The following is a 26,286-nucleotide window of genomic DNA, read 5'->3' as shown; positions in this document are numbered from 1 at the left end:
AACAGCATTGCGAGCTAAATTGTATCTTACTGCAAATCGTGCAGCTTTTAATCAACTGGAAAATCTCAAAGTTTCTTTCGCTATGAAATTCTAAAAAATATAACTATACGCATCGGGTTGCGTAAGGTGAGTAATTAATTTCCATTCATCTTCTAATATTGCATAAATAACATCATCCACCCACTCACTTTTGAACCAGAGACTTTTCTTAAAGTGAGCTTCTTTCCGCATTCCAATTTTTTCCAGGAGTTTTATTGAAGGATAATTCCTCGGATCAACCGATCCATAAACTCTATGTTTATTAAGTTGGAAAAACAAGTAATCCAGAACAGTGGTTAATGATTCTGAGGCATATCCTTTTCCCTGATAAGCTGGAGAGAGAGTAATTCCAACTTCAACCTGTTGATCATCATTAGAAAGAAAGTGAAGTCCGCAATCGCCAATTAACAAACCGGAATCTTTTAAAGTTATCGCAAGCTGAAACCATGTGCCAGGAATAGCAGGCTTAATCACTAATTGTTTTGTAATAAATAAATCGATTTCTTTTTCGGTTTTGGGTTGCCAGGATTGATAGCGGAATACATCCGGATTACTTCGATATTCAAAAAGAATCTTTGAATCACTATTGCAAAGCTTTCTTAATTTAAGTCGTGCAGAAATTAATTCTGTGAACATATTAAGGTTTATCCTAAAAGATTTTTGATCTTTGCAGCATATCGCCGGCTCATCACAAATGGTTTAGCTATTCCTTTCAGGTAAATCCGGTAGGAATAATTAAACCACTCTTCAATGTTCTCAATTAGTTCAATGTTAATAATAGTTGAGCGGTGGATCCGGCTGAAATAATTTTCGGGCAACCGCAATTCCCATTCCTTCATTGTCTTTTGTGTAATTCCCCTGTGTCCATCGGTTGTGTGAACCTCCGTGTAATCTGCAGCAGCAGTAATGGCAAGAATGGTATTTACCTTTAAAAATTTGTATTTGTTATTCAACATTAAAAAAATAACATCATCATACTCAAGCTTCCTAAAGTCTTCTTGTGAATTTGGAACTTCCAGTTCAATTCTTTCTAAGGTTTGAGTAAGCCGCTCCGGATTTACTGGTTTAAGTAGGTAATCTTTAGCATTAACTTCAAATGCTCTGATTGCATATTTATCAAAAGCAGTAACAAAAACAACAAATGGATGCGAATCAATTTTATCAAGCAGATCAAAGCCGGACTCGCCCGGCATCTGAATGTCTAGAAAGATAAGGTTGGGATTAAATTTTTCAATTAATTCCAAAGCAGATGAAATACAATCCGCTTCACCAACAACTTCAACTTTTTCAAATGCACCAAGAATAGCGCGAAGGTCCCTACGGGCAAGCTCTTCATCATCAACTATTAACGCTTTAAATTTACTTACCATTTCGTTTAACCAGTTCTTTTTTTAGCGCAATTTTAATTTGAACGGAATCACTGTGTTTTAAAATTTCAAATTGATAATTTCCCGGGTAAGAAAATTCTAACCGCTTCCTAACATTTTCTAAACCTTTTCCTGTACCATCGCCTTTTATTGGAGAAGATTCCTCAATCCATTTACCGGAGTTGTTTACTTCAATTAACAAATTGTTTTCAATAACTGATGCAATAATATTTATTTTCAACGGCATTACGCTTGTTCGCATTCCGTGTTTAATTGCATTTTCAATTAATGGGTGGATTAAAAAAATCGGAATGGGATAATCTTCAGCTAAATCATCGATGCTAAATTCCACGTAAAGTTTGTTTCCAAAGCGTACTTTTTCTATATCCAAATAATTTTTTATGATTTCAATTTCTTTATTTAGCGGAACTTCATTTTCGTTTTCATAAGAAAGGGAGTAGCGCAAAAATTCAGAAATCCTTGTTATCATTTCCTCTGCCCGGTTAACATCAAACCGGATAAGTGCACGGAGCGAGCTTAAAGTGTTGAAAAGAAAATGCGGGTTCAGTTGGTACCGCAGCATTTCTATTTGAGCACTTTGCGCAAGATAGCGTTCTTTTTCTGCCATCAGGCTTTGAACGTTCCATTCTTCCCAAATCTTATAACCAAAATAAAGAGCACTCCACACAACAAAAGGATAGGAATTTAACCAGAGATATCGAACTAACTCAGAAAGATTTTTTACTTGGGAGAAGTGTTTGAAACCCGAAAGCACATAGCTTATAAAAAGCCCGCCGTAAACAAAAATAAAACCAGCAACAATGGAAATGGTTAATGTTGTAATGGTTAGTTTTAGAAGAGGTTGTTTGTGAAAATTATACTTTATATAAATTAACCGGAGTAAAAGGGAAATATAAAATCCCAGCGAAACAGTTAATGTTAAATCAAGAAGCTCATAAATCTTTTGAGTGAAGACTGGATAAATAATAAGATTCACAAGCCAATGGATAAACCAGAATAAGAATTGAAATAGCCAGAATAACTTTTTCCTTTCTTTGGAATAGCTTTTCCACGTGGTACTAAACATCATTATTCCCAACTTTAACCAGCTTTAATTTTACTTGTAAATATAATTGAAAGTTAAAAATATATAAATTTTATTTTACGAACGGTTGTATGCCACGTTGAAAGGTAAAAGTATACGAAACATTACGGGGATTACATTAGTCAAATTCATTGTACCGAGAGAACTCTAATTTAATTATTAATCAATGATGGAAATTACCAGAACATATTACGCTAAAGATAGACAGAAGTGGCGAAACTGGTTAAAGAAAAATCATACTAAGCTAAAAGAAATCTGGCTGATTTATTATAAAAAGCATTCCGGCAAACCCGGGGTAAATTATAATGATGCTGTTGAAGAAGCCCTTTGCTTTGGTTGGATAGATAGCAATGTTCACAGAATTGATGAGGAAAAATATGCCCAGAGGTTTACACCGCGCAATGTAAAAAGTAGATGGTCAAAGTTGAATATAAACCGAATGAAGAAAATGATAGCGGAAGGCAAGATGACGGAAGTGGGATTATCTAAGATAGATTTGAGCTTGTTAAGCGAAGAAATAGAAATAAAAAAAAGACAGGAAAAGAATGAAGAATTGGTAATCCCACAGAAGTTAACAGAAGTGTTAAAAGAAAATATAAAAGCCTGGGAGAATTTTAACAATCTCGCACCCTCATACAAGAGTTCATATGTTAAATGGATAATGAATGCAAAGCTGGAAGAAACTTTCCGGAAAAGAACCAGAGAAGCAATTGTTCTTTTAGAACAAAACAAAAAACTTGGAATGAAATGAATGTTGGAACAATAGACATACATAATCCATTAAAAGCTGGCTGCAAAAAGAGTATCTGGATTTTACAAAGAATAAAAAAAAAATTTCTTAGGAGGAGGCATCAAGTGAAGAATATTATTTGTGTAATAATTTTATTGTCCATTTCATTAAGTTCATTCCCACAGAGCAACAAAATTAGCAATAGCGATTCAGCAGCCATCAAACAAACAGCACTGGATTATGCAGAAGGTTATTATTCTGGCAATGTTGCCAGAGTGGAAAAAGCGATCTGCCCGGATTTAAATAAGGCAACACCAAGAATACTGCCACAAAACGGCAGAACCGCCCTGGCTTATTCAACTTACTCAACGCTTATTGAAAACACCCGTGCAAAAGTTGGTGAACTTGAAGAAGGCATGCGAAACATTCAAGTATGGATTCTCGACATCAATCTGGATTTAGCAAATGTTAAAATTAATTCAGCCAACTTTAATGACTATCTCCAAATGATAAAAATTGATGGACAGTGGAAAATAGTTAATGTGCTATGGACCGCTGGAACGTCAAACCCAAGATTAAAAGATTTTAAACCTAAAGATGAAAAAGAAGCTATAATAAAAACTGCCAGCACTTTTACGGAAGGATTTATTTCCGGTGACACAAAACGTGTGGAAATGGTAATCGATCCCGAATTTAATAGAGTGACTTATAATCCATTACAACAGACCGGCAAAGTTGTAATTAGAAGACAAGGATTTGAAGCAATGGTGGAAAATACTTTTGCAGGAGCTGGTAAGTTGGACGAAACTTCGAGGGATTTTCAGATTGAAGTGCTGGACGCGATGGATGGTCTTGCTGTTGTAAAAGTTGAAACCGTTAATCTTTTGGAATTTGTTCAGATGTTTAAAAGTGGAAATGATTGGAAAATTTTTAATACTGTAAGTAAACCCAGACCAGATCTTACCCTTGCTCCTCTTTTGCCAGCTATTGTTGGGGAACCGATGCCTGATTTTACTCTACCAATTTACGGCGGCGGAGAATTTACTCTTTCAAAGTATAAAGGAAAGAATGTTTTATTGATGTTCCCTCGTGGATGGGTGGTAAATGCATGGTGCTCATATTGTCCTTATCAATATTTAGAACTTGGTGAGTTGGAAAAAGAAAAAGGCATTAAAAAGAAGTATGATTTGGAAATGGCTTTTGTTATGCCTTACAGCAGTGAACGAATTGCTGATTGGATGGATAAAATTCCAGATGTATTACAGACTGTAGAAAATATAAAAAATCCTCCGGCACAAAGTAATCCACTTCAGATTGAATATGGAGAATGGGTTAGAAAACATTTCCCCAAAAAGTTTGAAGTAAAGAAAGGAGAAGCTCCTAATAATATTCCTGTTCTGGTTGATGCTGATAGAAAACTCTCTAAGCAGCTAAAGCTATTTACCAAGTTCTGGGATGGAGTTACTTCTGAACAGAATGCCGCTTCTGTTTATATCATTGATAAGAAGGGAATTCTTCAATTCAAATATATTGGGCAAATGACTGAAGACAGACCAAGCAGTGACTTCATTTTAAATTTCATTAAGAAAATGGATTAGAAAAGCAAAGATCATTTTTGAAAGAAAATAATTAATAAACGTCCGAACCAATAAAGAGAAAATAATAAAAACTAGTTATAGGACTTAAATGAAAATGAAATCATTAAAAACAATCGGAATAATTCTGTTCTTACTTTTATCAATGTTAGCAGAAAAGAACATCGCACAGCCACAAAAAGATGTGGAGATTGGCAAGACAATAAAACTTAGTTCCAATATCCTAACCGAAGAAAGGGATATTTTTATTTACCTTCCGAATAATTATAACAATTCTACTAATGAGTACCCTGTCCTATATCTGCTGGATGCAGAAACTCATTTCAATTATACGGCAGGTGTGGTTCAATTTCTTGCCGGCAATAACAGGATGCCAGAAACTATTGTTATCGGAATCCCCAATACTAAGCGTAACCGCGATTTTACACCAACACAAGTTGAGAACATTCCCGGTTCAGGCGGAGCAGATAATTTCTTAAAGTTTTTAAAAGAAGAACTTTTTCCGTATGTAGAGAAAAATTATAGGACGCAGCCATACCGCATACTTGCCGGACATTCTTTGTGCGGAATGTTTACATTCTATACTTTATTTACTCAACCAGGTTTATTTAATTCTTATATTGCTCTAAGTCCCTGGGTTATATTTAATAACAACTATTTAGTTGATTACGCAGCAGTCAATCTTCCAAAATTTTCTTCGCTAAATAAATTTATTTATTTCACTGCTGGTTCGCTGGAGCAGCAGGATTTGCTTACTACAATGGAAAAGTTTAATGAAATTCTTAAGACGAAAGCTCCAAAGGATTTGATTTGGAAATATAAATTGTTGGAAAACGAGGATCATGGTTCGCTTGTATTGCTAACTTTATATGATGGTCTAAAGTTAATTTTTGCTGATTGGAATTTATCCAATGATGTTGCAATAAAAGGATTAGATGCAATTCTTGATCATTATAAAAAACTGTCTAACAAGTATGGATATAAAATATTTCCTTCAGAAATAAATTTGAATGCCATTGGATACTATTTTTTACAGAGACAAGATTATGAACAAGCAATTAAAGTTTTCAAAAAAAATGTTGAGTTATATTCAGCCTCGGCAAATGTTTATGATAGTCTTGGCGAAGCCTTTGAAAAATCAAATCAACCTGAATTAGCAAAGGAGAATTACGAAAAAGCATATATTGCAGCTAAAGCAGTTAGTCATCAGAATACCCAAATTTATAAAACCAATTTCGAAAGACTTCAGCAGCAGTTAGATAAAAAGTAACAGGAATTTATTCAAAACAAATAAATTATAAATCATTATAGTAAAACAGGAGAAAAATTATGATGCAGTCGTATTCATTCCGATCATTTCTTTTTGTGCTTTTATTTCTATCCGCCAATTCGATTGCTCAGGACAAGGATATTCCAAACTATTCAACCACGCAACGAAAAGATGTGCCGGAGGAATATAAATGGAAGATAGAAGATCTTTATCCTAACGATGAAGCATGGCAAAATGACAAGATTAATCTAACAAAATTGATTTTACAAATTGAAGAAAAATCAAAAGGGTGGACTCAATCAGCCGGTAAAATGCTGGAAGTGTTTCAGCTATCAGATCAAATTATTCTTAAATTTCAACGGCTTTATAATTATGCAAAGCGCCAGAGCGATATGGAAATGAGCAACTCTACTCTCCAGGTAATGAAAGGGGAAATTCAATCAATCCAGGTAGAGCTTGGTGTAAAGTTGGCTTTTATAAATGATGATCTTTTAAAAATGAAAGATGGAACAATTGATAAATATTTAAAACAAGAACCAAAATTAGAAGCATACCGCTTTTCAATTGAACAAGTTGTTAGAAGCGGCAAGCATATTCTTCCCATCGAACAAGAAAAATTAATGTCTTTAACCAACTTGTTTTCTTCTTCAACAGCAGATGCCGCAACAATTTTAAATGATGTTGATAAACCGGCTCCGGAAATTACTCTTTCTACTGGTGAAAAAGTTGCATTGAATTATGCAAATTATTTTACATACCGATCATCAAAAAATCCGGAAGACAGAGCATTGGTAATGCATACTTTTTGGAATAATCATAAAAAATATGAAAACACTTTAGCCGCTTTGTTTGATGGTGGAATGAAACAACATCTTTTTGTTGCAAAAGCAAGAAATTTTAAAGACTGCCTGGAGGCAAAGCTTTTTGGTGATAACATTGATGAAGCGGTGTATTTCCAGTTGATTGATGCCGTGAAGAAAAATCTTTCTCCACTGCACAGATATTTGAAGTTAAAACAGAAACTTCTCGGTTTGGAAAAAATTAAGTATGAAGATGTTTACGCTTCTTGTGTTAAAAGTGTAGATAAGTTTTATACGTTTAAAGACGCTGAAGAAATATTGTTAGAAGCATTAAAACCATTGGGAACTGAATACAACAGTGTTTTGAAAAAAGCTTTTAACGAACGATGGATAGATATCTATCCGAATAAAGATAAAGAAAGTGGGGCTTATTCAGAGGGAATTTATGATGTTCATCCATATATTAAAATGAATTATAATGGTGAATATGATGCTGTTTCAACGCTGGCACACGAACTTGGACACGCTGTTCATTCTTATCTTTCTGCAAAGGAACAGCCGTTCTCAAACTCCAATTACGCTACCTTTATTGCAGAAATAGCTTCCACGTTTGATGAAAATCTTTTAATGGATTATATGTTGAAAAATGAAAAGGACGATTTATTCAAGCTTTATATCATTGATAATTATCTTGAAGGAGCAAGAGCTACAATCTACCGCCAGGCTTTATTTGCCGAGTTTGAATTGGACATGCATAAACGAGTTGAAGCTGGAAAATCATTAACCGCAGATTGGTTAGACAGTTTGTATCTTGATTTAACCCGGACGTATTACGGGCACAATAAGGGCGTAATGCAAGTTGATAATTTTATTCAAAGCGAATGGGGAAATGTGCCTCACTTCTTTTTAAACTTTTATGTTTTTCAATATAGCACCGGTTTAATTTCATCGATGGCGCTTGTTCAAAAAGTCTTAAGCGGCGAACAAGGTGCGCTTGAAAAATATCTGGAAATGTTAAAAGCGGGTGGAAGCGATTTTCCAATTCAGCTTTTACAAAAAGCAGGTGTTGATATGACCAAAATCGAACCATATAATGCCGCTTTTAAACGTTTTGATTATCTTGTTACCGAGATGGAAGTAATTGTTGAAAGGTTGAAAAAGGATGGAAGAATTTAAATAATCACCAAAAGACAAATTCCAAATAACATTTAATTTTGAGTATAAGTTAGCGATTGTAATAGTGATTGGATGCACTTTTTATTTTTGAAATTTGGATTTTGTCTTTTGGATTTTTTATCAAAAAATTTGACTCCAAAGTACAGCGTCATTTCAACCACTTAAAGGCAAATATTGCCACTTACAGATTCCCAGATGTGCATCTGTGAACTATTTGATTATTATAGCGTCAAAAGAAGCGTGTAGATTAAACCGTCATCCCAAAACGGCAAAATGAGATATGAAATTTTTTGTAAAAATATTACTCTTATTTAATTTTTTGTTTCTATTAATTTCTATGGAAATAATTCCGCAAATTAAAATTCACAAAATGCTGGGTGTAGAAGACGGACTTATTCAATCTACAGTTAGAGTAATTTACAAAGATAGTAATGGCTTTATGTGGTTTGGAACTAATCTGGGTGTAAGTCGTTGGGATGGAATTAATTTTAAAAATTATTCTGCTACAACTGGTTTACCGGGACACATTGTATATTCGATTAAGGAAGATCAAAAAGGTAATTTATATTTTGGTACTAGCGATGGTCTCGCAGTTTATCGTGATGGGAAAATTACCAGATTAATCTCTTCAGAAAAAGATATTCAACTAAGAATCAAGGCAATTGAAATATCAGACGAAGGTGAGGTTTACCTTGGAACCAATAAAGGATTGTACCGGGTCAAAGATCAATTAATAACCAATGATTCAATCCATAATCCAAAGCCTGATATTGATATTCTTTCCGGTACCAAAAGTAAGGATGGCAAAATATACTTTAGCACAGCAGGCGGTGAAATTATTGTTGTTGAAAAAGGAAATGTTCGCAATTTAATTAGTTCAAAGAAATTTAAGAACAAACCAATAGAATCCGTTTTCTGCACTAAAGAAAACAAGTTGATCTTTAGTTCCGGCAACAAAATTATTTTTTATTCTAACAACAGAATCATAACTATAAATCCAAAGCAATTAGCAAATTTTAAAAATATTCTTTGCCTTGGCGAAGATGATGATGGTGTTCTCTATCTTGGAACAGATGATGGCATTATTCTTTGGAAAAATGAAGTGATTGATTTAATTGTTCACCAAAATGGATTGAGCAGCGAAAAAATATATTCCATTTATAAAGATGACGATGGAACAATGTATTTTGGAATGAATTCCGGTGGTGTTGCTATTGTAAACAGGTACCGCACAATTGCTTTCAACGAAGAACTTGGTTTGATAAACAACAATGTCACTTCAATTTGCAAAGGTAATTCCGGGGAATTTTATTTTGGTACAAGAGAACAAGGCTCCTCGGTTTATAAGGATGGTAAATTTAGTAAGCTGAATATTTGCTGTGATCAAATAATTTGTATTCATAAAGCAAAAGACGGTACAATTTATTTTGGAACTAACGGTGGAGTTGTAATTCTTCGGAAAGGAAAAACACAAATACTTTCTAGAAAAGATGGACTTATTTCTAACATTATTACAGCTATTACAAGTAACATTGATGGTTCGATATATATTGGAACAGTAAGAGGACTTAGCATATATAAAGATGGTAAAATTACCAACCTAACAACAAAAGAAGGTTTGGGAGATAATTTAATTACAAGTTTATCTACAGATAATTCCGGTAATGTTTATGTGGTTGGTTCTTTCTTTAATGGTGTTACAATCTTAAATAAAGATGAAATTGAAATCCTGAATAAAGATAAAGGTTTGGTTACAAACACTGTGTTTTCAGTTTTAAATGGAAGCGACGGAAACCTGTATGTTGGTACAAGCGAAGGTTTAAATATTATAAGCAAAGGAAAGATCAAATTAATTAATACTGCAAGCGGATTGTCTGATAACTCTATTAATGGACTTGTTGAGGACAATTCCGGTAGAATTTATCTATCGACTAACAGAGGTGTAAATATTTTGGATTTCTCAAAAGGAAGTTTGAATATAGAAATCCTACGATCGGATGATGGAATTGCTGGTGATGAATGTAATATGGGTGCAACATATAAAGATGATGAAGGCAACCTTTGGTTTGGTACAATTAAAGGTGTGGTTTCCTTTAATCCGGAACGAATAAAGCCCAGCACAATTCCTCCCCAAATAAGAATTAGTGAAATGTATTTGTTCGATAAGGAAATAAAAAACTACACAAGTGAAAAACCATTGGAGTTTTCTTACAATGAAAATTATTTTAAGTTTACTTTTTTCGGCTCACTTCTTTCATCACCCAAAAGAGTTATATACAGTTTACGTCTAAAAGGCATTGAGGATAAATGGCGAACTACTGATCAGAATTCTGTCCAATACACAAATTTGGATCCTGGTAAGTATACTTTCCAGGTGAAAGCACGGAATGAATGGGGATATTCAAGCCAAATAGCTTCTGTTTCTTTTTTAATCCTGCCACCAGTTTGGATGAGGTGGTGGTTTATTACGATTGTTATTTTATTGGTTGGTGGTACAACAGCATTTCTAATCACTTACCGGGTAAAATCATTGTTATCAATTGAAAGATTGCGATTGAAAATTGCGGCTGACTTACACGATAACATTGGTGCAAGTTTAACAGAAATATCAATTATGAGCGAAGTTGTAAAAAACAAATTGAAAGGTGAGGAAAAAGAAACCAAGAAGTACCTGGACTTGATTAGTAATGAATCCCGTAACGTCATTTCCAATATGCGGGATATTATTTGGATGATTAATCCAAAACAGGATTCTTTGCGGGATCTGATTTTGCGGCTCAACGATTCCTTCGCAGAAATTTTTAATCAAAAGGAAATTTCATTTAAAACAGAAAATATTGAATTATTAAAAAATATTACTCTTCCGATGGAATACCGCCAGAATTTATATCTTATACTTAAAGAAGGTATAAACAACTGCTTAAAATATAGTTGCTGTTCAGAACTAATTTTATCTGCCAGGATGAATAATAATAACCTGGAAGTTTTACTTAAGGATAACGGTGTTGGAATAAGAACAAATGGAAGCACAAACGGAAACGGGCTTTCCAATATTAAAGAAAGGGCAAAAAAAATTGGCGGTAATTTAATAATAGAATCAGGAAATCAAAATGGTACATCAATCAAATTCGTTGGGCGGGTCGTTTAAAAATTCTTTTGCAAATCAAAATGAGAAAAATATGATTGAAGTTGTAGTTGTTGAAGATAACCAGAAAATAAGAGAAGGCTTAAAAATTCTCTTAAATGGAACAGATGGATTGCGCTGCGCCGCAGTGTTTTCTGATTGTGAAAGCATGTTCGAACGTATTGAAAAAGTTTTGCCGGATGTTGTGCTTATGGATATTGGTTTGCCTGGTATGACCGGTATTGAAGGAACAAAAAAATTGAAAAAACTTTATCCGAATATTTTGATTTTAGTGTTAACAATCCACGAAGAAAATGAACACATTTTTGACGCCTTATGTGCCGGGGCTTGCGGTTACTTACTAAAACAGACCTCTCCTTCAAAATTAATTGAAGCGATAAGAGAAACATACGAAGGCGGCTCTCCAATGAGCTCAAACATCGCAAGAAAAGTAATTTCATATTTCCAGGAAAAGAAAATTGAACAGGCTGTTGGAAAAGATTATAATCTAACTTCAAGAGAAAAGGAAGTTCTAAAATCTTTGGTTGATGGATTGAGCTGTAAAGCAATTGCTGATTCATTATTTATTAGTGTGGAAACCGTACGGTTTCATTTTAGAAATATTTATATAAAACTCCAGGTTCATACACAAGCAGAGGCGGTTGCAAAAGTATTAAAGGAAGGGATCGTTTAATTTGTTTTTCTTTTAAGTGGAATAGTAATAAATACCGTTACTATCAATTAATGTTGTGGCTGTTTAAATGAATGTTCTTTATTTGTTGAAATCTCTCAATTAATGCAGTGGTGAAATGATGCCAGCTTACATATGTTGAGCCTTGAAGGTTTTTTGTTTTGTTTGATATTCAATGTTGTTTTATCATTTATAAATTTTTATAAAAATTTTGCTGAAATCCCGACAGCAAATGTCCTCATATCTACACTCCTTATAACCTCGGAGCCCTCATCTCCGAGGTTTATTTATAAACTTTAGTTTAGATTTTCTGATTAGAATCAGAAAAAACAATTTTATATTTAGTTCCATTGCTGGAATCAACTTCAATTTTTCCATCGAGCTGTAAAACGAGCATATTTACTAATCTTAAACCAAGTGTGGTTGGATTATTCTGTAGATCAATATTTTCCGGCAATCCAATTCCGTTATCTTCAATCAACAATTTGAAAATTAAACCCGGCTCCTTTATCAAAGCAATAGTCACTTCTTTTTTTCTTTCCATCTTTATATTGGCAGGGAAAGCATATTTTAATGAATTTGAAATCAGTTCGTTAATGATTAAACCGCAAGAAATTGCTTTATCAATTGTTAAGAAATGATCTCCAATGTTTATTCTGGAAGTAATAGTTCCTTCAGCAAAACTATATGAGCGGAATAAATAGATTACAAGGCTTCTGACATATTCAGAAAAATTTATTTTTGAAAGATCTGTTGATTGATAAAGTTTTTCGTGAACTAAGGACATAGACCGGATTCTGTTTTGGCTTTCCTGAAAAATTGCAAAATTAGTTTTATCAGTTAATTTATCTGCCTGTAAAAAAAGCAAAGATGAAACTATTTGTAAATTATTCTTTACCCGATGATGGATTTCTTTTAGTAATATTTCTTTTTCGCGTAAAGATTTTAACAAAAGCTCCTCGGAATTTTTCCTTTTCTCTTCCACCGCAATTGCCGAGCTGATTATTCCTAAAAGATTTAATTCCTCTTCTGTAGATTCTTTATCTTTTTGAAAAAATACGCATAGTGAACCAACTATTTCGCCACCAAAATTGATTGGTTTACCCATATAGGTTTTTAATTGGAAACGCGGAATATTGGTATTAGTTAAAGCATATGGGGTTTTATCAAGATTACGGATAATGAAGGGATAGGGTATGCGACCTTTAATGACATCGTAACAAATATGTCCCTCTGGTTTATCTGTATAACTAAAATCCGGCGGAATATTCCAGGAACCAAGAGCCATTAATTTGCCATCTATTATACGATTATAGAATGCGCACGTTGCATTTAAAAGATTACCGATAAGCTCAACAAGACGATTGATGTTTTCTATTGGATCAACACCAAACCTAAGAAACGTTTCATTTAGTTTCTGCAATCGCTCTTCAGCCAATTTTTGTTCGGTTATATCTAACCAAATTCCAAAGTATTCAACGCACTTGCCTTCAACAACTGGCTTCGGAAGGATGCTGTCCAAAAACCATCTGTATGAACCATCCTGGCATTTCCACCGATAATCTAATACCATTTTTTTCCCTTCACGTAAAGATTGAAAATCTTTTTCTACTCTGTCCTTATCTTGCGGATGGACCCGTGAACTCCAGAAATATGGTTGATTCAAAAAAAGGTCAACCGAAAATCCCGTTACTAATTGAATATTGTCAGTCATCCATGTTGCATCATATGGGCTGGGGGTTTCTGCTGTGTATAGAACGATTGGCATAGAGTTCAGAATTGCTGATTGCCGTTCTTCAATTTCTCGCCGTGCTAATTCTGCCTGTTTCCGTTCGGTTATATTTGTAATAATAGCAATTGCCTCTACAACATGGTTTCCTGTTACAACAGGTCCAACAGTACTCTCTAACCACAAATCATTTCCATTGGCATTTTTTATATTAATTTCAAAGTTGGAAACAATTTTTTGTTCGAACACTTTTTTTAGAATCTGATCTACTTCTCCAATCCTTTCTACGGGAATGTATTCCCGGATATTTGTTTTAATAATATTCTGGTTATAGTAACCCGGGTAAGATTTGTTTAGGAATAAAATTTCCCCGCTTTTATTTAAAGTGCAAATGAAGTTGGGTGCATTTTGAACAAGTGTCCTAAACTTTTCTTCCGATTCTTTTAACTCTTTGGTTCTTATTATTACTTCACCGGACAGTTTTTTATTATATCTTTTTTGGGATAGGAATATGTATGCCCAGAAGTAAATGAGTCCTAATAAAACAACAACAATTAAATAAAACCACCATTGGTTATAGAAAGCACCGCGGATTGTTATTTCTGCGGAACTAGTTGTTTTACTCCATTCTCCCATCGGGTTTTTTGTTTCGAATGAAAACCGGTACTTCCCTGGTTTCAAGTTTGTATACCTAACAACAACATTATTAATCGCATCCTGCCATTTGTTATCAAATCCCTCCAGTTTTACTCTGTAACGGATCAGTTTTTCATTAATAAACGAAATTCCTCTATAATGAAATGATAGCGTGTTATTGTCGTGATTAAAACTTAGCTCAGACATAGCAGAAAAGTTTTTTCCATTATGATCTTCGATAGACAAAAGTTGTGGAACCGGTACCGGTGCCGGGTAATCATATTCTTTAAGATAGCAGGATAAACCACGATCAGTTCCAATCCAGACTCTGCCATTTGAATCTACTATTCCTGCAGCACGATTTGTTTCACTTCCCGATAGTCCATTTTCTCTACTATATCGCTTTGATTCAACACCATCCCATTTAACGACGCCATCGTTGGTGCCAAACCAATAATTCTTTTCTTTGTCTTGTATAATAAAAAAGATTTTTTTGTTTATCTCAAGGTTGTTTTCTTTAAATGGTTTTAATGTACCGTTTTCTAAAACAGCTAAACCCCGAACGGTTCCTATTAATTTCTTTCCTTTAGAATAATTATGGATTGAAAAATTGCTGTTAAGCATATCACTTTTGGAAAGTATTCTTTTGAATTTATTATTTTTAAAAATAAAAAGCCCCCCGGTAGAAGTGGCAATTATTTCTCCATCACCATTATAAAATAGTTTTCTTAGTGATATACTATAAGGAGATACGTCAGTAGCCAATACAAGTTTGTCATTTGCTATTTTAAATAATCCATTGTTAGAACCCACCCATATATTTCCTTTTGGATCTGCAAGAACGGAAGTAAATTGAGTATTGGAAGGGTGTTTTAATATTTCGAATGAGCCATCTTTTTTTAATTTTCCAACTCCAAGGTAAGATAGAGCCATCCAAACTGTTCCTGTGCGATCTTTACTTAAATCTAAAACCCGCGGAGAGATGGGATCTCCTTTAATAATATTTTTCAAAGAAAAAGACTTGAACTTTTCGTTTTCTAAAATTGTAAAACCAAGATTGTGTCCTAGAATGAATTTTTCCGGCTCAACTTCTAAAATAGCCGTAACTTCATTTTCGAGTAAACCATTTGAAAGGAAATAGTTCTGAAATCTTAAGCTACTAACTAAATCAATTCCTCTTGGAGAAGGAAACCATATATTTTGTTCGCGATCGCGAAAAATGTTTGAGGCGCCATTACTAATAAAACCATTATCTAAACCAAGCGTGTTTAATTTTCCCGTTTTCTTTTCAATAAAAAGTTTTTCTAATTCATTTCCATAATAAATTCTGCCTCTTTCATCATTAAGCAAAAAATATTGTATTCTTGAAGGGTAAAAAGTCATAGGAATTTTTGGTGATAACAGTTTGAACTTATTATTTTCTAAAGAGCCAATCCAGCCTTTTCCAAGCAGCCAATAAATTGATTCATTGGTAGATTTATTTTCAAAATCAATTGAAAGTATTTGATTGGAAGGTGCCTTTATCAATGAATTTAAATTGTTGTCAATTTTATTCCCCTCCAAAATTGAAATACCCTTTTGAGTACATATGAAAAACTTTCCCTGGTAAAACTTAACCGTATAAACGTTGTTATCTAATAACCCATCTTCTTTTGATAAGTGTGTCCATATATTATTTTTGAAAAGATAAATTCCATTGGTAGTTCCAAAACAAAGCTGTGGTATGTTATCTATGTAGGAAACATCAAAAGAGCGCACGGATATTTTTGAATTAGGCTTACTCAAAAAGCCCGAGGAAATTTTCCATTTATTGTACTCATATTTTGCAATATTACCGTTAATAAAAGATGAGATAACCCATACAATGTTCTTTTGGTCAATTTTTAATCTGTAATATTCAGTGTTTGGCAAACCATCCTTTTCGTCAAAGTTTTTCCAGCTATAACCATCATAAACGGAAACACCAACTTCGGTTGCAAACCACATTCTGCCGGATTCATCTTGGGCAACATCGTTAACAAAGTTGGTCGGTAATCCATCTTCAACGGTGTAAGTACGTACAGAATAACTTTGTGAATGAATTGAGTGAGTAACTAATAAAACAAATAATATTACTGCCGCATTAAAGTTAACAGCGGTGTGTTTTCCTTTATTAAAAAACAGCCAAAGCTTGGAGCAAAAACGGAAAAAATTCATAATTCAAACGGAAGTTTATTAAATGATTAATTATCGGATATTTCTAATAAAACTGAAGAGCATTTGCAGCCTTTCTTAATCCAATGAACTTTTTCGATCAATTTTAAAACTAAAATTTGTTGCGATATTTATTTGGGGATAATGATCTCCTTCAATTTGAACAAAAGAGATTCTTTTTTTCCCCGAACCAGCCACATTATTTAAATGATTCTATCTTTTGCAAACCCATTCCGCCTGTATTCAGGTAAATCTTGTAGAAACCAATTGCTCCATATTAAATAACAGAACCAAAGAAAACGTTGGAATGAAGTTCACTTTTACTTTTTTATTTCCAGAGTAATTATGAATTGCGTTTCTTTGCCTAATTCAGAAATTACTTCGATTTTTCCATTATGCCAGTTTATAATTGATTTAACAATTGCCAAGCCCAATCCAACACCACCGGTAGACCGGCTTCTGGATATTTCTATTCTATAAAACCGATCGAAGATTTTGGGGATTTCTTCTGCGGGTATTCCTGTCCCTTTGTTGATAACGGCAAGCTTTACCTGGTTATTTACAAGCACACTTCTAACAATTACTGGTTGATTTTCATCGCCATACTTTATTGCATTATCAATTAAATTATTTAATGCCTCCTTCATTAATTCAGTATCAATTTCAATTTCGGTATCAGCGTCAATATCAAGCACAAGCTTCATTTTTTTTTCTTTACCAAGAATCTCAAGTGGCAAAATTGTTTCTTCAAGAAATTCAAGCCAGCTTACTGTTTCTTTTTTTATTGAAATCAGTGCATTATCAAGTTTTGATATATAAAATATCCGGTCAACAATTTTCGTTAATCTAATTGTTTCTTCATAGTTGCTTGATAAAACAGATTTGAATTCTTCAACTGTTTTTGCCGATTTCATCGCTACTTCAATTTCACCCCGCAAAATTGTAAGTGGAGTTTTGAGTTCGTGAGAAGCAGAAATAGAAAACTGATTCATATAATCAATGGAGGTTTTAATTCTTTGCACCATCGCATTCATTGTTCTAACCAACCGTCCGTATTCATCATTGAATTCCGCTCCTTCAATTGTTTCATTTAAATTTTGCGCTGTAATTTCATTTGTCTTTGCTATTATAGAATCAATTCTTGAAAGAGCTTTTGCTGATATTAAAAAGCCTCCTAACACAGCAATAATAAAAAAGATTGGAGATAGAATAACATAAATATCAATAAAGTTATCCAGCGTTTGTTCTATCAGTTTATCTGGATATGCAACTATAATTTTATAATTTCCTTTTTCAAGATAAGCGGCTCTAATAAGTAAAGTGGATATACGCTGATCCTTATATACTGTAATGCCTGTTTTCTTTTTGTTAATCCCAGGGAATTCCAATTTGATATTCTCAAGATTATCTGTTTTATAAATCAATTTGTTTTTAAACTGAACTTGTACGTAAGTATTCCGAGGATTGAATACCACAGCTTCATAAATCAGGTTATAAACAAATTCATCCGTAGAGCTGTAAATGGAATCTGGTTTGAAATCGGTCATATCAACTTTGCTTTGCGAAACTAAAATATAAATCGCCTCCGCCTGCCGGCTTAATGAGTTATCCAATTGTTTAGTTAAATTGGAATGTAATTGGAAATAAAGGATTAAACCAATCAGCGTTTCCAGTGCAAGAAAAAGCATGGAATACCAAATTGTAGTTTTAAATCGTGTAGTCTTAATAGAATATTTTAATTGTGCCAGCATCATTTAATCGCTGTCTTTTATAATGTAACCAATTCCACGTACGGTGTATAATAACTGATTTTCATAGTCTTTGTTTATTTTATTACGCAGTTTATTAATGTAAACTTCAATTACATTTGTTTGGGGGTCAAAATGATAATCATAAACATGTTCTGTTAATTTGGTTCTGGAAATTACTTTATTCTTATTCCTAAGCAAATATTCAAGTATGGCATATTCTCGTGGTGTTAATACTATCTCCCGATTATTCCTGGTTACTTTATGAGTTTGAGTATCTAAAATTAAATCAGCGGCTTTTAGCTGGATTGATGGCTCTCTTTCTTTTCTTCTAAGCAAGGATCTTATTCTGGCAAGCAGTTCTTCAAAGGCAAAGGGTTTTGTAAGATAATCATCAGCGCCGGCATCCAAACCCTCAACTTTATCTTCAACTCTATCTTTGGCAGTAAGGAGTAAAATGGGCGTAGTGATTTTATGAGATCTTATTTCTCTTACAATAGAAATTCCATTTTTATAAGGGAGCATTACGTCAAAGATAAATAGATCATATTCATTAGTAAAAGCGTAATCAAGACCGGCTTTACCATCCTCGGCAACATCCACCGAATAGTATTCTTCTTCCAATCCCTTTTTAATAAATGAAGCAACCTTTTTTTCGTCTTCAACAAGCAAAATTTTCATATGAAAAAAATATTAAAAAAAAAGGAGAGTTAAAACCTCTCCTTTTTAAGCAATACTATTTAAAAGAAATATTTACTTAGTTACAGCTTCCGGAGCTACTTCTTTTTTCATCATTTTTTTGTGATGAGCTTTCTTAACTCCTTTAACAACAGCTTTCTTTTTAACTACTTCCTTTTTTTCAACTGCAACTTTCTTATCGTTGGCTGCAATTTTCTTTTCTTCAACTGCAACTTTCTTGTCTTTAGCTGCAATTTTTTGTTCAACTTTCTTTACAGGAGTTTTTGTTACCTTGTCCTGCGCAGAGGTATTATTGAAAGCTACAAATACGAAAGCAGCTAATACCAAGTAGACCAAAGATTTAATTTTCATTTTTTTCTCCTTTTGTTTTTATGTTAAATCTTAAACTCACAAATGAAACTTAGTATATGAACATTAATTTTATCTTAAGGAAAGATTAATAATAATTAATCTTTCACTAAATGAATGTGGGGACTTATTTTCTCAACATAGTTTTCTTGATGATACGCTTTCCAAAAGAATTGCTTCATTCTGTTGCATTCAATACACCTAAATTTTAATTTGAGTACAGGAATTATAGATTAATTAGATTCATAGCATTGGAGAGCATAAATGGAAAGAAAAGATGAAATTAGAAAATTAATTGAAGCAGAAATTGAGATGACGGATGGTATACTTAGATTGGAACCAGCCTGGGTTGCCAGAGATTTTCTTCCACCCGGAAGAAGGCTGGGATTGCCGAATGAAATGTATGAACTTGGCGAACGTGGTGGAATTTGTGAACGATGGATTGGTTCTACAACAAAAGCTGATAATAAAATTTCTGTTCCGGATGAAGGATTAAGTTTTATAAAATTTTCTTCTGGAAATATAATTACTCTTAAGGAAGCGGTTGAGATTGCTCCCGAATCAATTGTGGGGGAAGAATATTCGTCAAAACATAGCGGATTAGGGCGGCTGCCCAAAATATTTGATTATGAATACCGACTGCCATATCATATTCATCAAATGCAGGAACATGCAAAATTAGTTGGATGCAATTCCAAAGAAGAAGCTTACTATTTTCCTGAAGATGTTGAAATGGGAAAACATCCTGAAACATTTTTTGGAGTTCATCCATATATTACTCAACAGAAAAAATATGATGTACTTCTTCCACATTTAATAGAATGGAAAGACGATGCAATTCTTCAACACTCGCGGGCATACAAACAATTACCGGGTGATGGTTTTCATGTTCCATCGGGTACGCTTCACGCACCAGGTACTGCGCTAACAATTGAGCTTCAGGAAGATTCCGATGTTTTTTCTATGTTGCAAGCGAACACGGGCGGAAAAATAATTTCTAAAGAATTATTATTTAAAGATGTTCGGAAAGGAGATAGAGAAAAATTTGGCGAGAAAATTATTCTTGATATGATAAACTGGCAAGTAAGCGGTGATCCATATTTTTATGAAAACCGGCATACTCCACCTGTACTGATTGAAGAGACTAAGAATTTAGGTGGGGAAGAATCCTGGATATTCTATAACACACAAAAATTTTCAGGAAAAAGATTGGTTGTTTGCCCGAATGGAAAATTTATTTGTAAGGATAACGGAGCTTACAATATATTAGTATGGCGCGGCAAGGGAATTTATGGTGGAGTTGAAATCGAAGGAGAAAATTTTGATAATGATGAGTTGCTCGTATGCCACAACAGAGCGATCCAACAATTAGAAGTATTTAACACAGGTGATAAAAATTTAATTATTTATAAATTCTTTGGTCCGGATGTAAACCCGGATGTGCCGATGCTTCCGAATTATAAATAGTTTTTCAAGTCCGACTTTCTAAGCGGACGATAATAACATAGTTCTAACAAATAAATTGGAGAACAAAATTGATACCTATCAAAACAAACTTTTTAATTTTGCTTTTGGTTTTATTGGCGTTTATCGGCACGGAAAATATTTACACACAACAAGCGTCTGATAAAATAGTTGTTGATGGAAAAGTGCGGTTTACGGTTATAAGCCCGGAATGTATTCGGTTAGAATTTTCTGAATCAGGAAAATTTATTGATTCTCCATCACTCTTTGCTGCAAACCGGAATACTAACTTTGCCGGCTTCAATACAAAAAATGAAATTGGAAAAACCATTATAGAAACATCGCGCTTTAAGCTGGTCTATAAACAAGATGGAAAATCATTCGCTCCTGAAAATCTGGAAGTTCTTATCAATAAAGGAAACGAACAGGTAAAATGGTTTCCAGGAAAAGTGAATGCTGGAAATCTTGGTGGTACAATCAGAACTCTTGATGCTGTTAAAGGAAAAGTTCCGCTTGATGATGGACTTCTTTCTCGGGATGGTTGGTTTTTGCTGGATGATTCGAAGCGACCTATTTTGACAGAGGATTGGGTTGCAAGCAGACTGGAAGGGAGTGGCATAGATTGGTATTTGTTTGCTTATGGTAACGACTTTAAAGCTGCGTTAAAATCATTTACAAAAATTGGCGGCGAAGTGCCGTTACCAAGAAAATATTCTCTCGGTTCCTGGTACTCAAGATATTGGCCCTACTCATCAGATGATTACCGCCAGTTAGTTAAGGAATATGAGCAGTATAATTTTCCTCTTGATATAATGGTTTTAGATATGGATTGGCATCGAGCAGGTTGGACCGGCTGGTCCTGGAACAGAGAGTTGCTTCCGGATGCAGAAGATTTACTTAGTTGGTTTCATCAAAAAAAAATATTTGTAACCCTTAATCTTCATCCCGCACAAGGTGTGCAGCCGCATGAAGATGCTTACAAAGATTTTATGAAGGATATGAATGTTGATCTGACTAACGTTCCCAAAGATAAATTACCAACAATTCCCTATGATGCTTCGAACAAAAAATATCTAGATAATCTTTTTAAGAACACTCATCTTCCTTTAGAAAAGCAAGGTGTGGATTTCTGGTGGCTCGATTGGCAGCAGTTTGAATTTACTCTCGGCAATAAAGATTTAAAAAACCTTGAGTGGTTGAATAATTATTACTTCAATTATGCAAAGAAGGATAACAAGCGGGGAATATCATTCAGTCGCTGGGGTGGATGGGGAGATCATAAACATCCAATTCATTTTTCAGGAGATGCCTCTTCCCACTGGGAAATGCTTGAGTTTGAAATTCCATTTACTTCTACAGCGGGAAATGTTGGATGTTTTTTCTGGTCGCATGATATCGGTGGCCATTGGGGAGGAATAAATCCGGAAACAAATGCAAGATGGATACAATTCGGCGCAACTTCTGCAGCGCTCAGGTTACATTCTACCCGCGATAAAACTATGGATAAGCGCCCATGGCTTTTTGAAGAAAAATTTCTTAGTTCTATGCGGGAAGCATTTCATCTTCGATCAATAATCTTTCCCTACATTTATTCAAGTGCTTGGCAATCGTGCAATGAATCTATTCCGCTGAACCGACCAATGTATATTGAATATCCTGAAAAAGAAGAGGCATATCATTCACCACGGCAATATTTCTTTGGTGAGGCTTTTCTTTGTGCACCAATTACGCAACCGGGAATTGGTAAAAATAATCTCGCAAATCAAAAAGTGTGGTTTCCAAAAGGGATTTGGTATAATTGGTTTTCCGGAGAGAAGTATACCGGAGACGAAAAGACACAAACCGTTTGGGCAGATATTTATGAGTTTCCATTCTATGCCAAAGGAGGTATTCCTATACCGATTCAACCTTATACTCAGCGGATGACAACGGAACCGTTGAAAGAGCTTGTTGTTAGAACTTATCCGGGAGAAGATGGAAAGAGCGGCGAGTTTATTCTTTATGAGGATGACGGAATCTCGCAGGAATATCAAAAAGGAAAATTTGCTACAACAAAAATTCAATATTTACGGATAGGAAATGAATACCAGGTTAAAATATTTCCAACCGAAGGAAGATATGAAGGACAATTACTAAAGCGAAGTTATGCGATTGAATTCCCATGCTTGCAAAAAGCAAAGGAGGCTTTTGTAAACGGAAAGTCTTTTAAGATTGAATGTGATGAAGAGAATTTTTCAAATAAAGTCCTGATTCCAGAAACATCCATTGAGGAAGCAATAACAATAAGTCTTAATGCAAAGGAAATCGATTACTCGATTGTGCAGAAGAAATCCGAAAAGAAAAGAATATCAGGATTAACTGATGAGATTGATTTTAAAAAACCGGTAGAAGAAATTCTGCAAGGATATATTGATAAGAATCAAGATCAGGATCAAGATAAAAAAGAAGGAATGATTTCCTTATTAAGTGGAGTTTCTTTTTATGTTGAGGATTCAAACAGAATTACAATAGTGAAAAATCCTGGATCAATTGCTGATTCTGAATTTGAAATAAAAATTGTGGATGAAAATAAAACCGATAGCAAAGATGTCATCAAAGAACAATTCAATTTGGGCAAAGGAGAAAGCAAAGTTATTTCTATCAACTCAGTTTCTGCCAACAGTTTGCCAATTACAAGAAAAGCAGAATTAAAATTTTTTATAAACGGAAAGCACTTCACTATGTCAAGAATTCTAGAAAAGAAAATCCCATACATCTGTAATTGGCAAATTGTTGGACCGTTTTATTTTGATCCTTCAAAAAATATTTCCGATTTTGTTTATGGACCAGAGAAAGATTTCAATCCTGGTACTTCTTACACTGCCGATAAAGGCGAGACAATAAAATGGCGCGAAGTTAAATGCGAAGGCAGCCCGCTTATAAATATTAACAATTATTTCGATAAGGAAAACAGTATTGCATATGCTGCAGCTAATCTAAAATCAGAAGAAGCACAGGTAATAGTCTTCAACGTCAATTCTGATGATGGAGTTGAAATCTGGTTAAACAAAGAAAAAATTCACTCCAACAATGCTTTCCGTGGCGTAGAAGATCAGACAGATAAAGTGATGGCAAAATTAAAGAAAGGGACCAATATGTTATTGGTTAAAATATCGCAGGGCAGCGGAGGATGGGCGTTTAAAATAAATTATGAATGCCTGTTTCCGGTGGAGGTTTTGATAAAATAATAAAAGACTTATAGTTTTATTCATTTCCTTCCTCTTACCGGAGGGAGGAAATAATTAATTTGAAAAACCATCTCCCCCAAATTTCATATTTTCGCCCCCGGTTCAGTAAACACAAATTCATCTTTCCCAAATTTTGTAATGTTTTGAAGAATATTTCTTATAATCGGAAATTTTCCGGATTGGATAATAGCTAAAATTTAAAAATTTACCAGATTTATATCTGGCAACAAAGTTGATATTTATAAATATCAACAATTGAACAAATCATGAAAGAAATAGATATTGCCAAAGAAGAACCGATATTTCCAATCAGTGCTGCCGCAAAACTGCTAAAAATTTCTGTTCATACTATCCGGATGTATGAAAGAGAAGGTTTATTCGTTCCATTTAAAAAAGAATCTAACCAAAGACTTTTCTCTAAAGACGATATTGAACGGATTGAATGCATCCGAGGAGCAATAAATGAATTGAAGATTAGCATCAATGGAATAAAAACAATCTATTCGCTTATTCCCTGCTGGGAAATAATTCATTGTTCTGAAAGGGACAGGAAGAAGTGCAGTGCATTCAACTCACATAATCAGGCGTGTTGGGCGGAAATTCATAAAGGAACAATCTGCGAAAAACGAGGATGCCGTGATTGTGAGGTTTATAAAAACTATTCTGAATGTGGAAAAGTAAAAGAGCTAATTAAAAGTTATGCGGTAAAATAATTGACGAGCACCAGAAAATACTTTGTTAATAATAATAAACAATAAATGTAGATAACATGAAAAAAATTCTTATATCACTGGCACTATTAGGCATATTGATTGTAAGTGCGGTAAGTTTTCTTTCCTCTAAAGAAACCGAACCGGACCAATTAACTTTGCTAAAAACCAGGTTATCAAAAAAAACAGCACCTTCAGTTGATCATACTAAATTTGCAGCGCTTCAGAAAAAATTTAAGACTCCGCAAGAAGCAACGGAAGCATGCCTTTCGTGCCACAATGGACGTGCACAGGAGATAATGAAATCCACGCACTGGAATTGGGAACGCGAGGAATATGTTGAAGGACGCGGAATAGTGTATCTTGGTAAAAAAAATGCAATTAACAATTTCTGCATCGGTACAGAAGGAAACGAAGCAAGCTGTGCCAAATGCCATATTGGCTATGGGATGAAAGATTCCAAAACTTTTTCTTATACAGATTCCACAAACATTGATTGCCTTGTTTGCCATGATAATACGGAGACCTATGCAAAGGCTCCGGAAAAAGGCGGCGCCCCGGATTTAACCCTGGATTTTTCAAACATTGCCCAACATGTTGGCGAGCCTAAAAGATCTAATTGCGGAGTATGCCATTTTTTTGGCGGAGGTGGCAACAACGTAAAACATGGCGATCTTGAAAAAGCAATGTTTGAACCATCTAAAGAAGTTGATGTTCATATGGGAACCGATGGAATGAATTTGCAATGTATTGATTGCCACAAAACAGAAAAGCATAACATCAGCGGAAAAATGTACTCACTTTCTTCGATGAACCGTAACCGAGCTACCTGCGAAGAGTGTCATTCTGAAAATCCTCATGAAAGTTCAATCCTGAACAAGCATACTTTAAAAGTAGCTTGCCAAACCTGCCACATTCCGGTTTATGCAAAAGTAAATGCAACCAAGACTGATTGGGATTGGTCTACTGCCGGTAAACTTAAAGATGGCAATCCCTATGAAGAAGATGATAAAGAGGGAAACCACACTTATCTATCTATCAAAGGAAATTTTAAGTGGGGAAAAAATCTTAAACCGGATTATATCTGGTTTAATGGAACAGCAACTCATTATCTCTTAGGCGATTCAGTTGCCAATACCTCAGTGCCATTGGTGCTTAACACACTAAACGGTTCGTACGATGACAGAGATTCTAAAATTACTCCTGTAAAAATTCACAGGGCAAAGCAGCCATTTGACCCGGTTACAAAAATGTTAATTCAACCAAAACTTTATGCGGAAAAAAAAGGTGAAGGAGCTCTGTGGAAAGATTTCGATTGGATTCGTGCTTCTGAAGTTGGGATGAAAGATGTTAATCTTCCATTCAGCGGCAAAGTTGCTTTTATTCAAACAGAAATGTATTGGCCTGTTAATCACATGGTTTCATCGAAAGAAAAATCTGTTACGTGTAATGAATGCCATACCCGCGATAACAGCCGTTTGGCTGGATTAAAAGATTTCTACATGCCGGCACGAGATTTCAGTCCGTTTATAGAATTTGCAGGCGGCGGTATTTTGGTGCTATCACTTATTGGAGTTTTTGCTCACGGGACAATTAGAATTTTTTCTTCACGCAAAATGAAAAAGAGAGGATGAT

Annotated in this window: 17 protein-coding genes; 10 read left to right on the top strand and 7 right to left on the bottom strand. The window is 34.4% G+C overall.

The features are described from left to right. Window positions 1-90 precede the first annotated feature (90 nt). From NTX22_08890 to NTX22_08880, 3 genes are read right to left on the bottom strand one after another with little or no spacing between them, the layout of a single operon-like run. The gene (locus NTX22_08890; GenBank protein ID MCX6150624.1) at window positions 91-675 is read right to left on the bottom strand and encodes a GNAT family protein; all 585 of its coding nucleotides are present in this window, start codon (window positions 673-675) and stop codon (window positions 91-93) included. A gap of 8 nt (window positions 676-683) precedes the next feature. Then, on the bottom strand, window positions 684-1,409 hold the full coding sequence (locus NTX22_08885) for a LytTR family DNA-binding domain-containing protein (protein ID MCX6150623.1): 726 nt from the start codon (window positions 1,407-1,409) through the stop codon (window positions 684-686). Beyond that, window positions 1,399-2,496: a histidine kinase gene (locus NTX22_08880; GenBank protein MCX6150622.1), complete on the bottom strand. Its 1,098-nt coding sequence runs from the start codon at window positions 2,494-2,496 to the stop codon at window positions 1,399-1,401. The genes NTX22_08885 and NTX22_08880 overlap by 11 nt, the downstream gene beginning before the upstream one ends. Before the next feature lie 181 nt (window positions 2,497-2,677). On the opposite strand from NTX22_08880, the gene NTX22_08875 reads away from it, so the two are divergent. The 6 genes from NTX22_08875 (at window position 2,678) to NTX22_08850 (ending at window position 11,900) form a co-directional block, all read left to right on the top strand. Then, window positions 2,678-3,262 (top strand): YdeI/OmpD-associated family protein, encoded by a 585-nt coding sequence (locus tag NTX22_08875; protein ID MCX6150621.1) that lies wholly within the window; start codon window positions 2,678-2,680, stop codon window positions 3,260-3,262. Window positions 3,263-3,366: 104 nt separating this feature from the next. Continuing rightward, a complete protein-coding gene (locus NTX22_08870) occupies window positions 3,367-4,839 on the top strand; it encodes a nuclear transport factor 2 family protein (GenBank protein ID MCX6150620.1) in 1,473 nt (490 codons plus the stop codon). Between the two features lie 94 nt (window positions 4,840-4,933). After that, complete coding sequence (locus NTX22_08865; protein MCX6150619.1) at window positions 4,934-6,106, top strand: alpha/beta hydrolase-fold protein; 1,173 nt, start codon at window positions 4,934-4,936, stop codon at window positions 6,104-6,106. A 59-nt stretch (window positions 6,107-6,165) separates the two neighbouring features. After that, on the top strand, window positions 6,166-8,082 hold the full coding sequence (gene pepF, locus NTX22_08860) for an oligoendopeptidase F (GenBank protein MCX6150618.1): 1,917 nt from the start codon (window positions 6,166-6,168) through the stop codon (window positions 8,080-8,082). Window positions 8,083-8,362: 280 nt separating this feature from the next. Next, window positions 8,363-11,230: a triple tyrosine motif-containing protein gene (locus tag NTX22_08855; GenBank protein ID MCX6150617.1), complete on the top strand. Its 2,868-nt coding sequence runs from the start codon at window positions 8,363-8,365 to the stop codon at window positions 11,228-11,230. Next, window positions 11,193-11,900, top strand: a complete 708-nt coding sequence (locus tag NTX22_08850; GenBank protein MCX6150616.1) for a response regulator transcription factor — start codon at window positions 11,193-11,195, stop codon at window positions 11,898-11,900. The genes NTX22_08855 and NTX22_08850 overlap by 38 nt, the downstream gene beginning before the upstream one ends. Window positions 11,901-12,198: 298 nt before the next feature. Here NTX22_08850 and NTX22_08845 read toward each other — a convergent pair whose 3' ends face one another. The 4 genes from NTX22_08845 to NTX22_08830 form a co-directional block, all read right to left on the bottom strand. Further along, a complete protein-coding gene (locus tag NTX22_08845; GenBank protein ID MCX6150615.1) occupies window positions 12,199-16,458 on the bottom strand; it encodes a PAS domain S-box protein in 4,260 nt (1,419 codons plus the stop codon). Between the two features lie 317 nt (window positions 16,459-16,775). Next, window positions 16,776-18,209, bottom strand: a complete 1,434-nt coding sequence (locus NTX22_08840) for an ATP-binding protein (protein MCX6150614.1) — start codon at window positions 18,207-18,209, stop codon at window positions 16,776-16,778. Further along, the gene (locus NTX22_08835; GenBank protein MCX6150613.1) at window positions 18,210-18,884 is read right to left on the bottom strand and encodes a response regulator transcription factor; all 675 of its coding nucleotides are present in this window, start codon (window positions 18,882-18,884) and stop codon (window positions 18,210-18,212) included. A gap of 72 nt (window positions 18,885-18,956) precedes the next feature. Continuing rightward, window positions 18,957-19,253, bottom strand: a complete 297-nt coding sequence (locus NTX22_08830) for a hypothetical protein (protein ID MCX6150612.1) — start codon at window positions 19,251-19,253, stop codon at window positions 18,957-18,959. 261 nt (window positions 19,254-19,514) lie between these two features. Here NTX22_08830 and NTX22_08825 point away from each other — a divergent pair, with 261 nt between their 5' ends. The 4 genes from NTX22_08825 to NTX22_08810 all read left to right on the top strand — a co-directional run bounded on the left by NTX22_08825 (window position 19,515) and on the right by NTX22_08810 (window position 26,285). Further along, window positions 19,515-20,717, top strand: coding sequence for a hypothetical protein (locus tag NTX22_08825; protein ID MCX6150611.1), 1,203 nt, complete (start codon window positions 19,515-19,517; stop codon window positions 20,715-20,717). A 68-nt stretch (window positions 20,718-20,785) separates the two neighbouring features. Continuing rightward, complete coding sequence (locus tag NTX22_08820; protein ID MCX6150610.1) at window positions 20,786-23,941, top strand: DUF5110 domain-containing protein; 3,156 nt, start codon at window positions 20,786-20,788, stop codon at window positions 23,939-23,941. Between the two features lie 266 nt (window positions 23,942-24,207). Further along, a complete protein-coding gene (locus tag NTX22_08815; GenBank protein MCX6150609.1) occupies window positions 24,208-24,654 on the top strand; it encodes a MerR family transcriptional regulator in 447 nt (148 codons plus the stop codon). A gap of 56 nt (window positions 24,655-24,710) precedes the next feature. Further along, entirely contained in the window at window positions 24,711-26,285 is a 1,575-nt protein-coding gene (locus NTX22_08810; protein ID MCX6150608.1) for a tetrathionate reductase family octaheme c-type cytochrome, read from the top strand. Window position 26,286: the final 1 nt, after the last annotated feature.

The organism is Ignavibacteriales bacterium, from assembly GCA_026390815.1.
In the GTDB taxonomy this organism is placed as follows: Bacteria; Bacteroidota; Ignavibacteria; order Ignavibacteriales; family SURF-24; genus JAPLFH01.
The sequence above is the reverse complement of the archived record's forward strand: the minus strand, read 5'-3'. Positions and strand labels throughout refer to the sequence as shown.

What these genes read in the sequence shown, in the direction of transcription:
- NTX22_08890 (MCX6150624.1), bottom strand. Translation starts at nt 675, where the DNA reads ATGTTCACAGAATTAATTTCTGCACGACTTAAATTAAGAAAGCTTTGC.
- NTX22_08885 (MCX6150623.1), bottom strand. Translation starts at nt 1,409, where the DNA reads ATGGTAAGTAAATTTAAAGCGTTAATAGTTGATGATGAAGAGCTTGCC.
- NTX22_08880 (MCX6150622.1), bottom strand. Translation starts at nt 2,496, where the DNA reads ATGATGTTTAGTACCACGTGGAAAAGCTATTCCAAAGAAAGGAAAAAG.
- NTX22_08875 (MCX6150621.1), top strand. Translation starts at nt 2,678, where the DNA reads ATGATGGAAATTACCAGAACATATTACGCTAAAGATAGACAGAAGTGG.
- NTX22_08865 (MCX6150619.1), top strand. Translation starts at nt 4,934, where the DNA reads ATGAAATCATTAAAAACAATCGGAATAATTCTGTTCTTACTTTTATCA.
- pepF (MCX6150618.1), top strand. Translation starts at nt 6,166, where the DNA reads ATGATGCAGTCGTATTCATTCCGATCATTTCTTTTTGTGCTTTTATTT.
- NTX22_08855 (MCX6150617.1), top strand. Translation starts at nt 8,363, where the DNA reads ATGAAATTTTTTGTAAAAATATTACTCTTATTTAATTTTTTGTTTCTA.
- NTX22_08850 (MCX6150616.1), top strand. Translation starts at nt 11,193, where the DNA reads ATGGTACATCAATCAAATTCGTTGGGCGGGTCGTTTAAAAATTCTTTT.
- NTX22_08845 (MCX6150615.1), bottom strand. Translation starts at nt 16,458, where the DNA reads ATGAATTTTTTCCGTTTTTGCTCCAAGCTTTGGCTGTTTTTTAATAAA.
- NTX22_08840 (MCX6150614.1), bottom strand. Translation starts at nt 18,209, where the DNA reads ATGATGCTGGCACAATTAAAATATTCTATTAAGACTACACGATTTAAA.
- NTX22_08835 (MCX6150613.1), bottom strand. Translation starts at nt 18,884, where the DNA reads ATGAAAATTTTGCTTGTTGAAGACGAAAAAAAGGTTGCTTCATTTATT.
- NTX22_08830 (MCX6150612.1), bottom strand. Translation starts at nt 19,253, where the DNA reads ATGAAAATTAAATCTTTGGTCTACTTGGTATTAGCTGCTTTCGTATTT.
- NTX22_08825 (MCX6150611.1), top strand. Translation starts at nt 19,515, where the DNA reads ATGGAAAGAAAAGATGAAATTAGAAAATTAATTGAAGCAGAAATTGAG.
- NTX22_08815 (MCX6150609.1), top strand. Translation starts at nt 24,208, where the DNA reads ATGAAAGAAATAGATATTGCCAAAGAAGAACCGATATTTCCAATCAGT.
- NTX22_08810 (MCX6150608.1), top strand. Translation starts at nt 24,711, where the DNA reads ATGAAAAAAATTCTTATATCACTGGCACTATTAGGCATATTGATTGTA.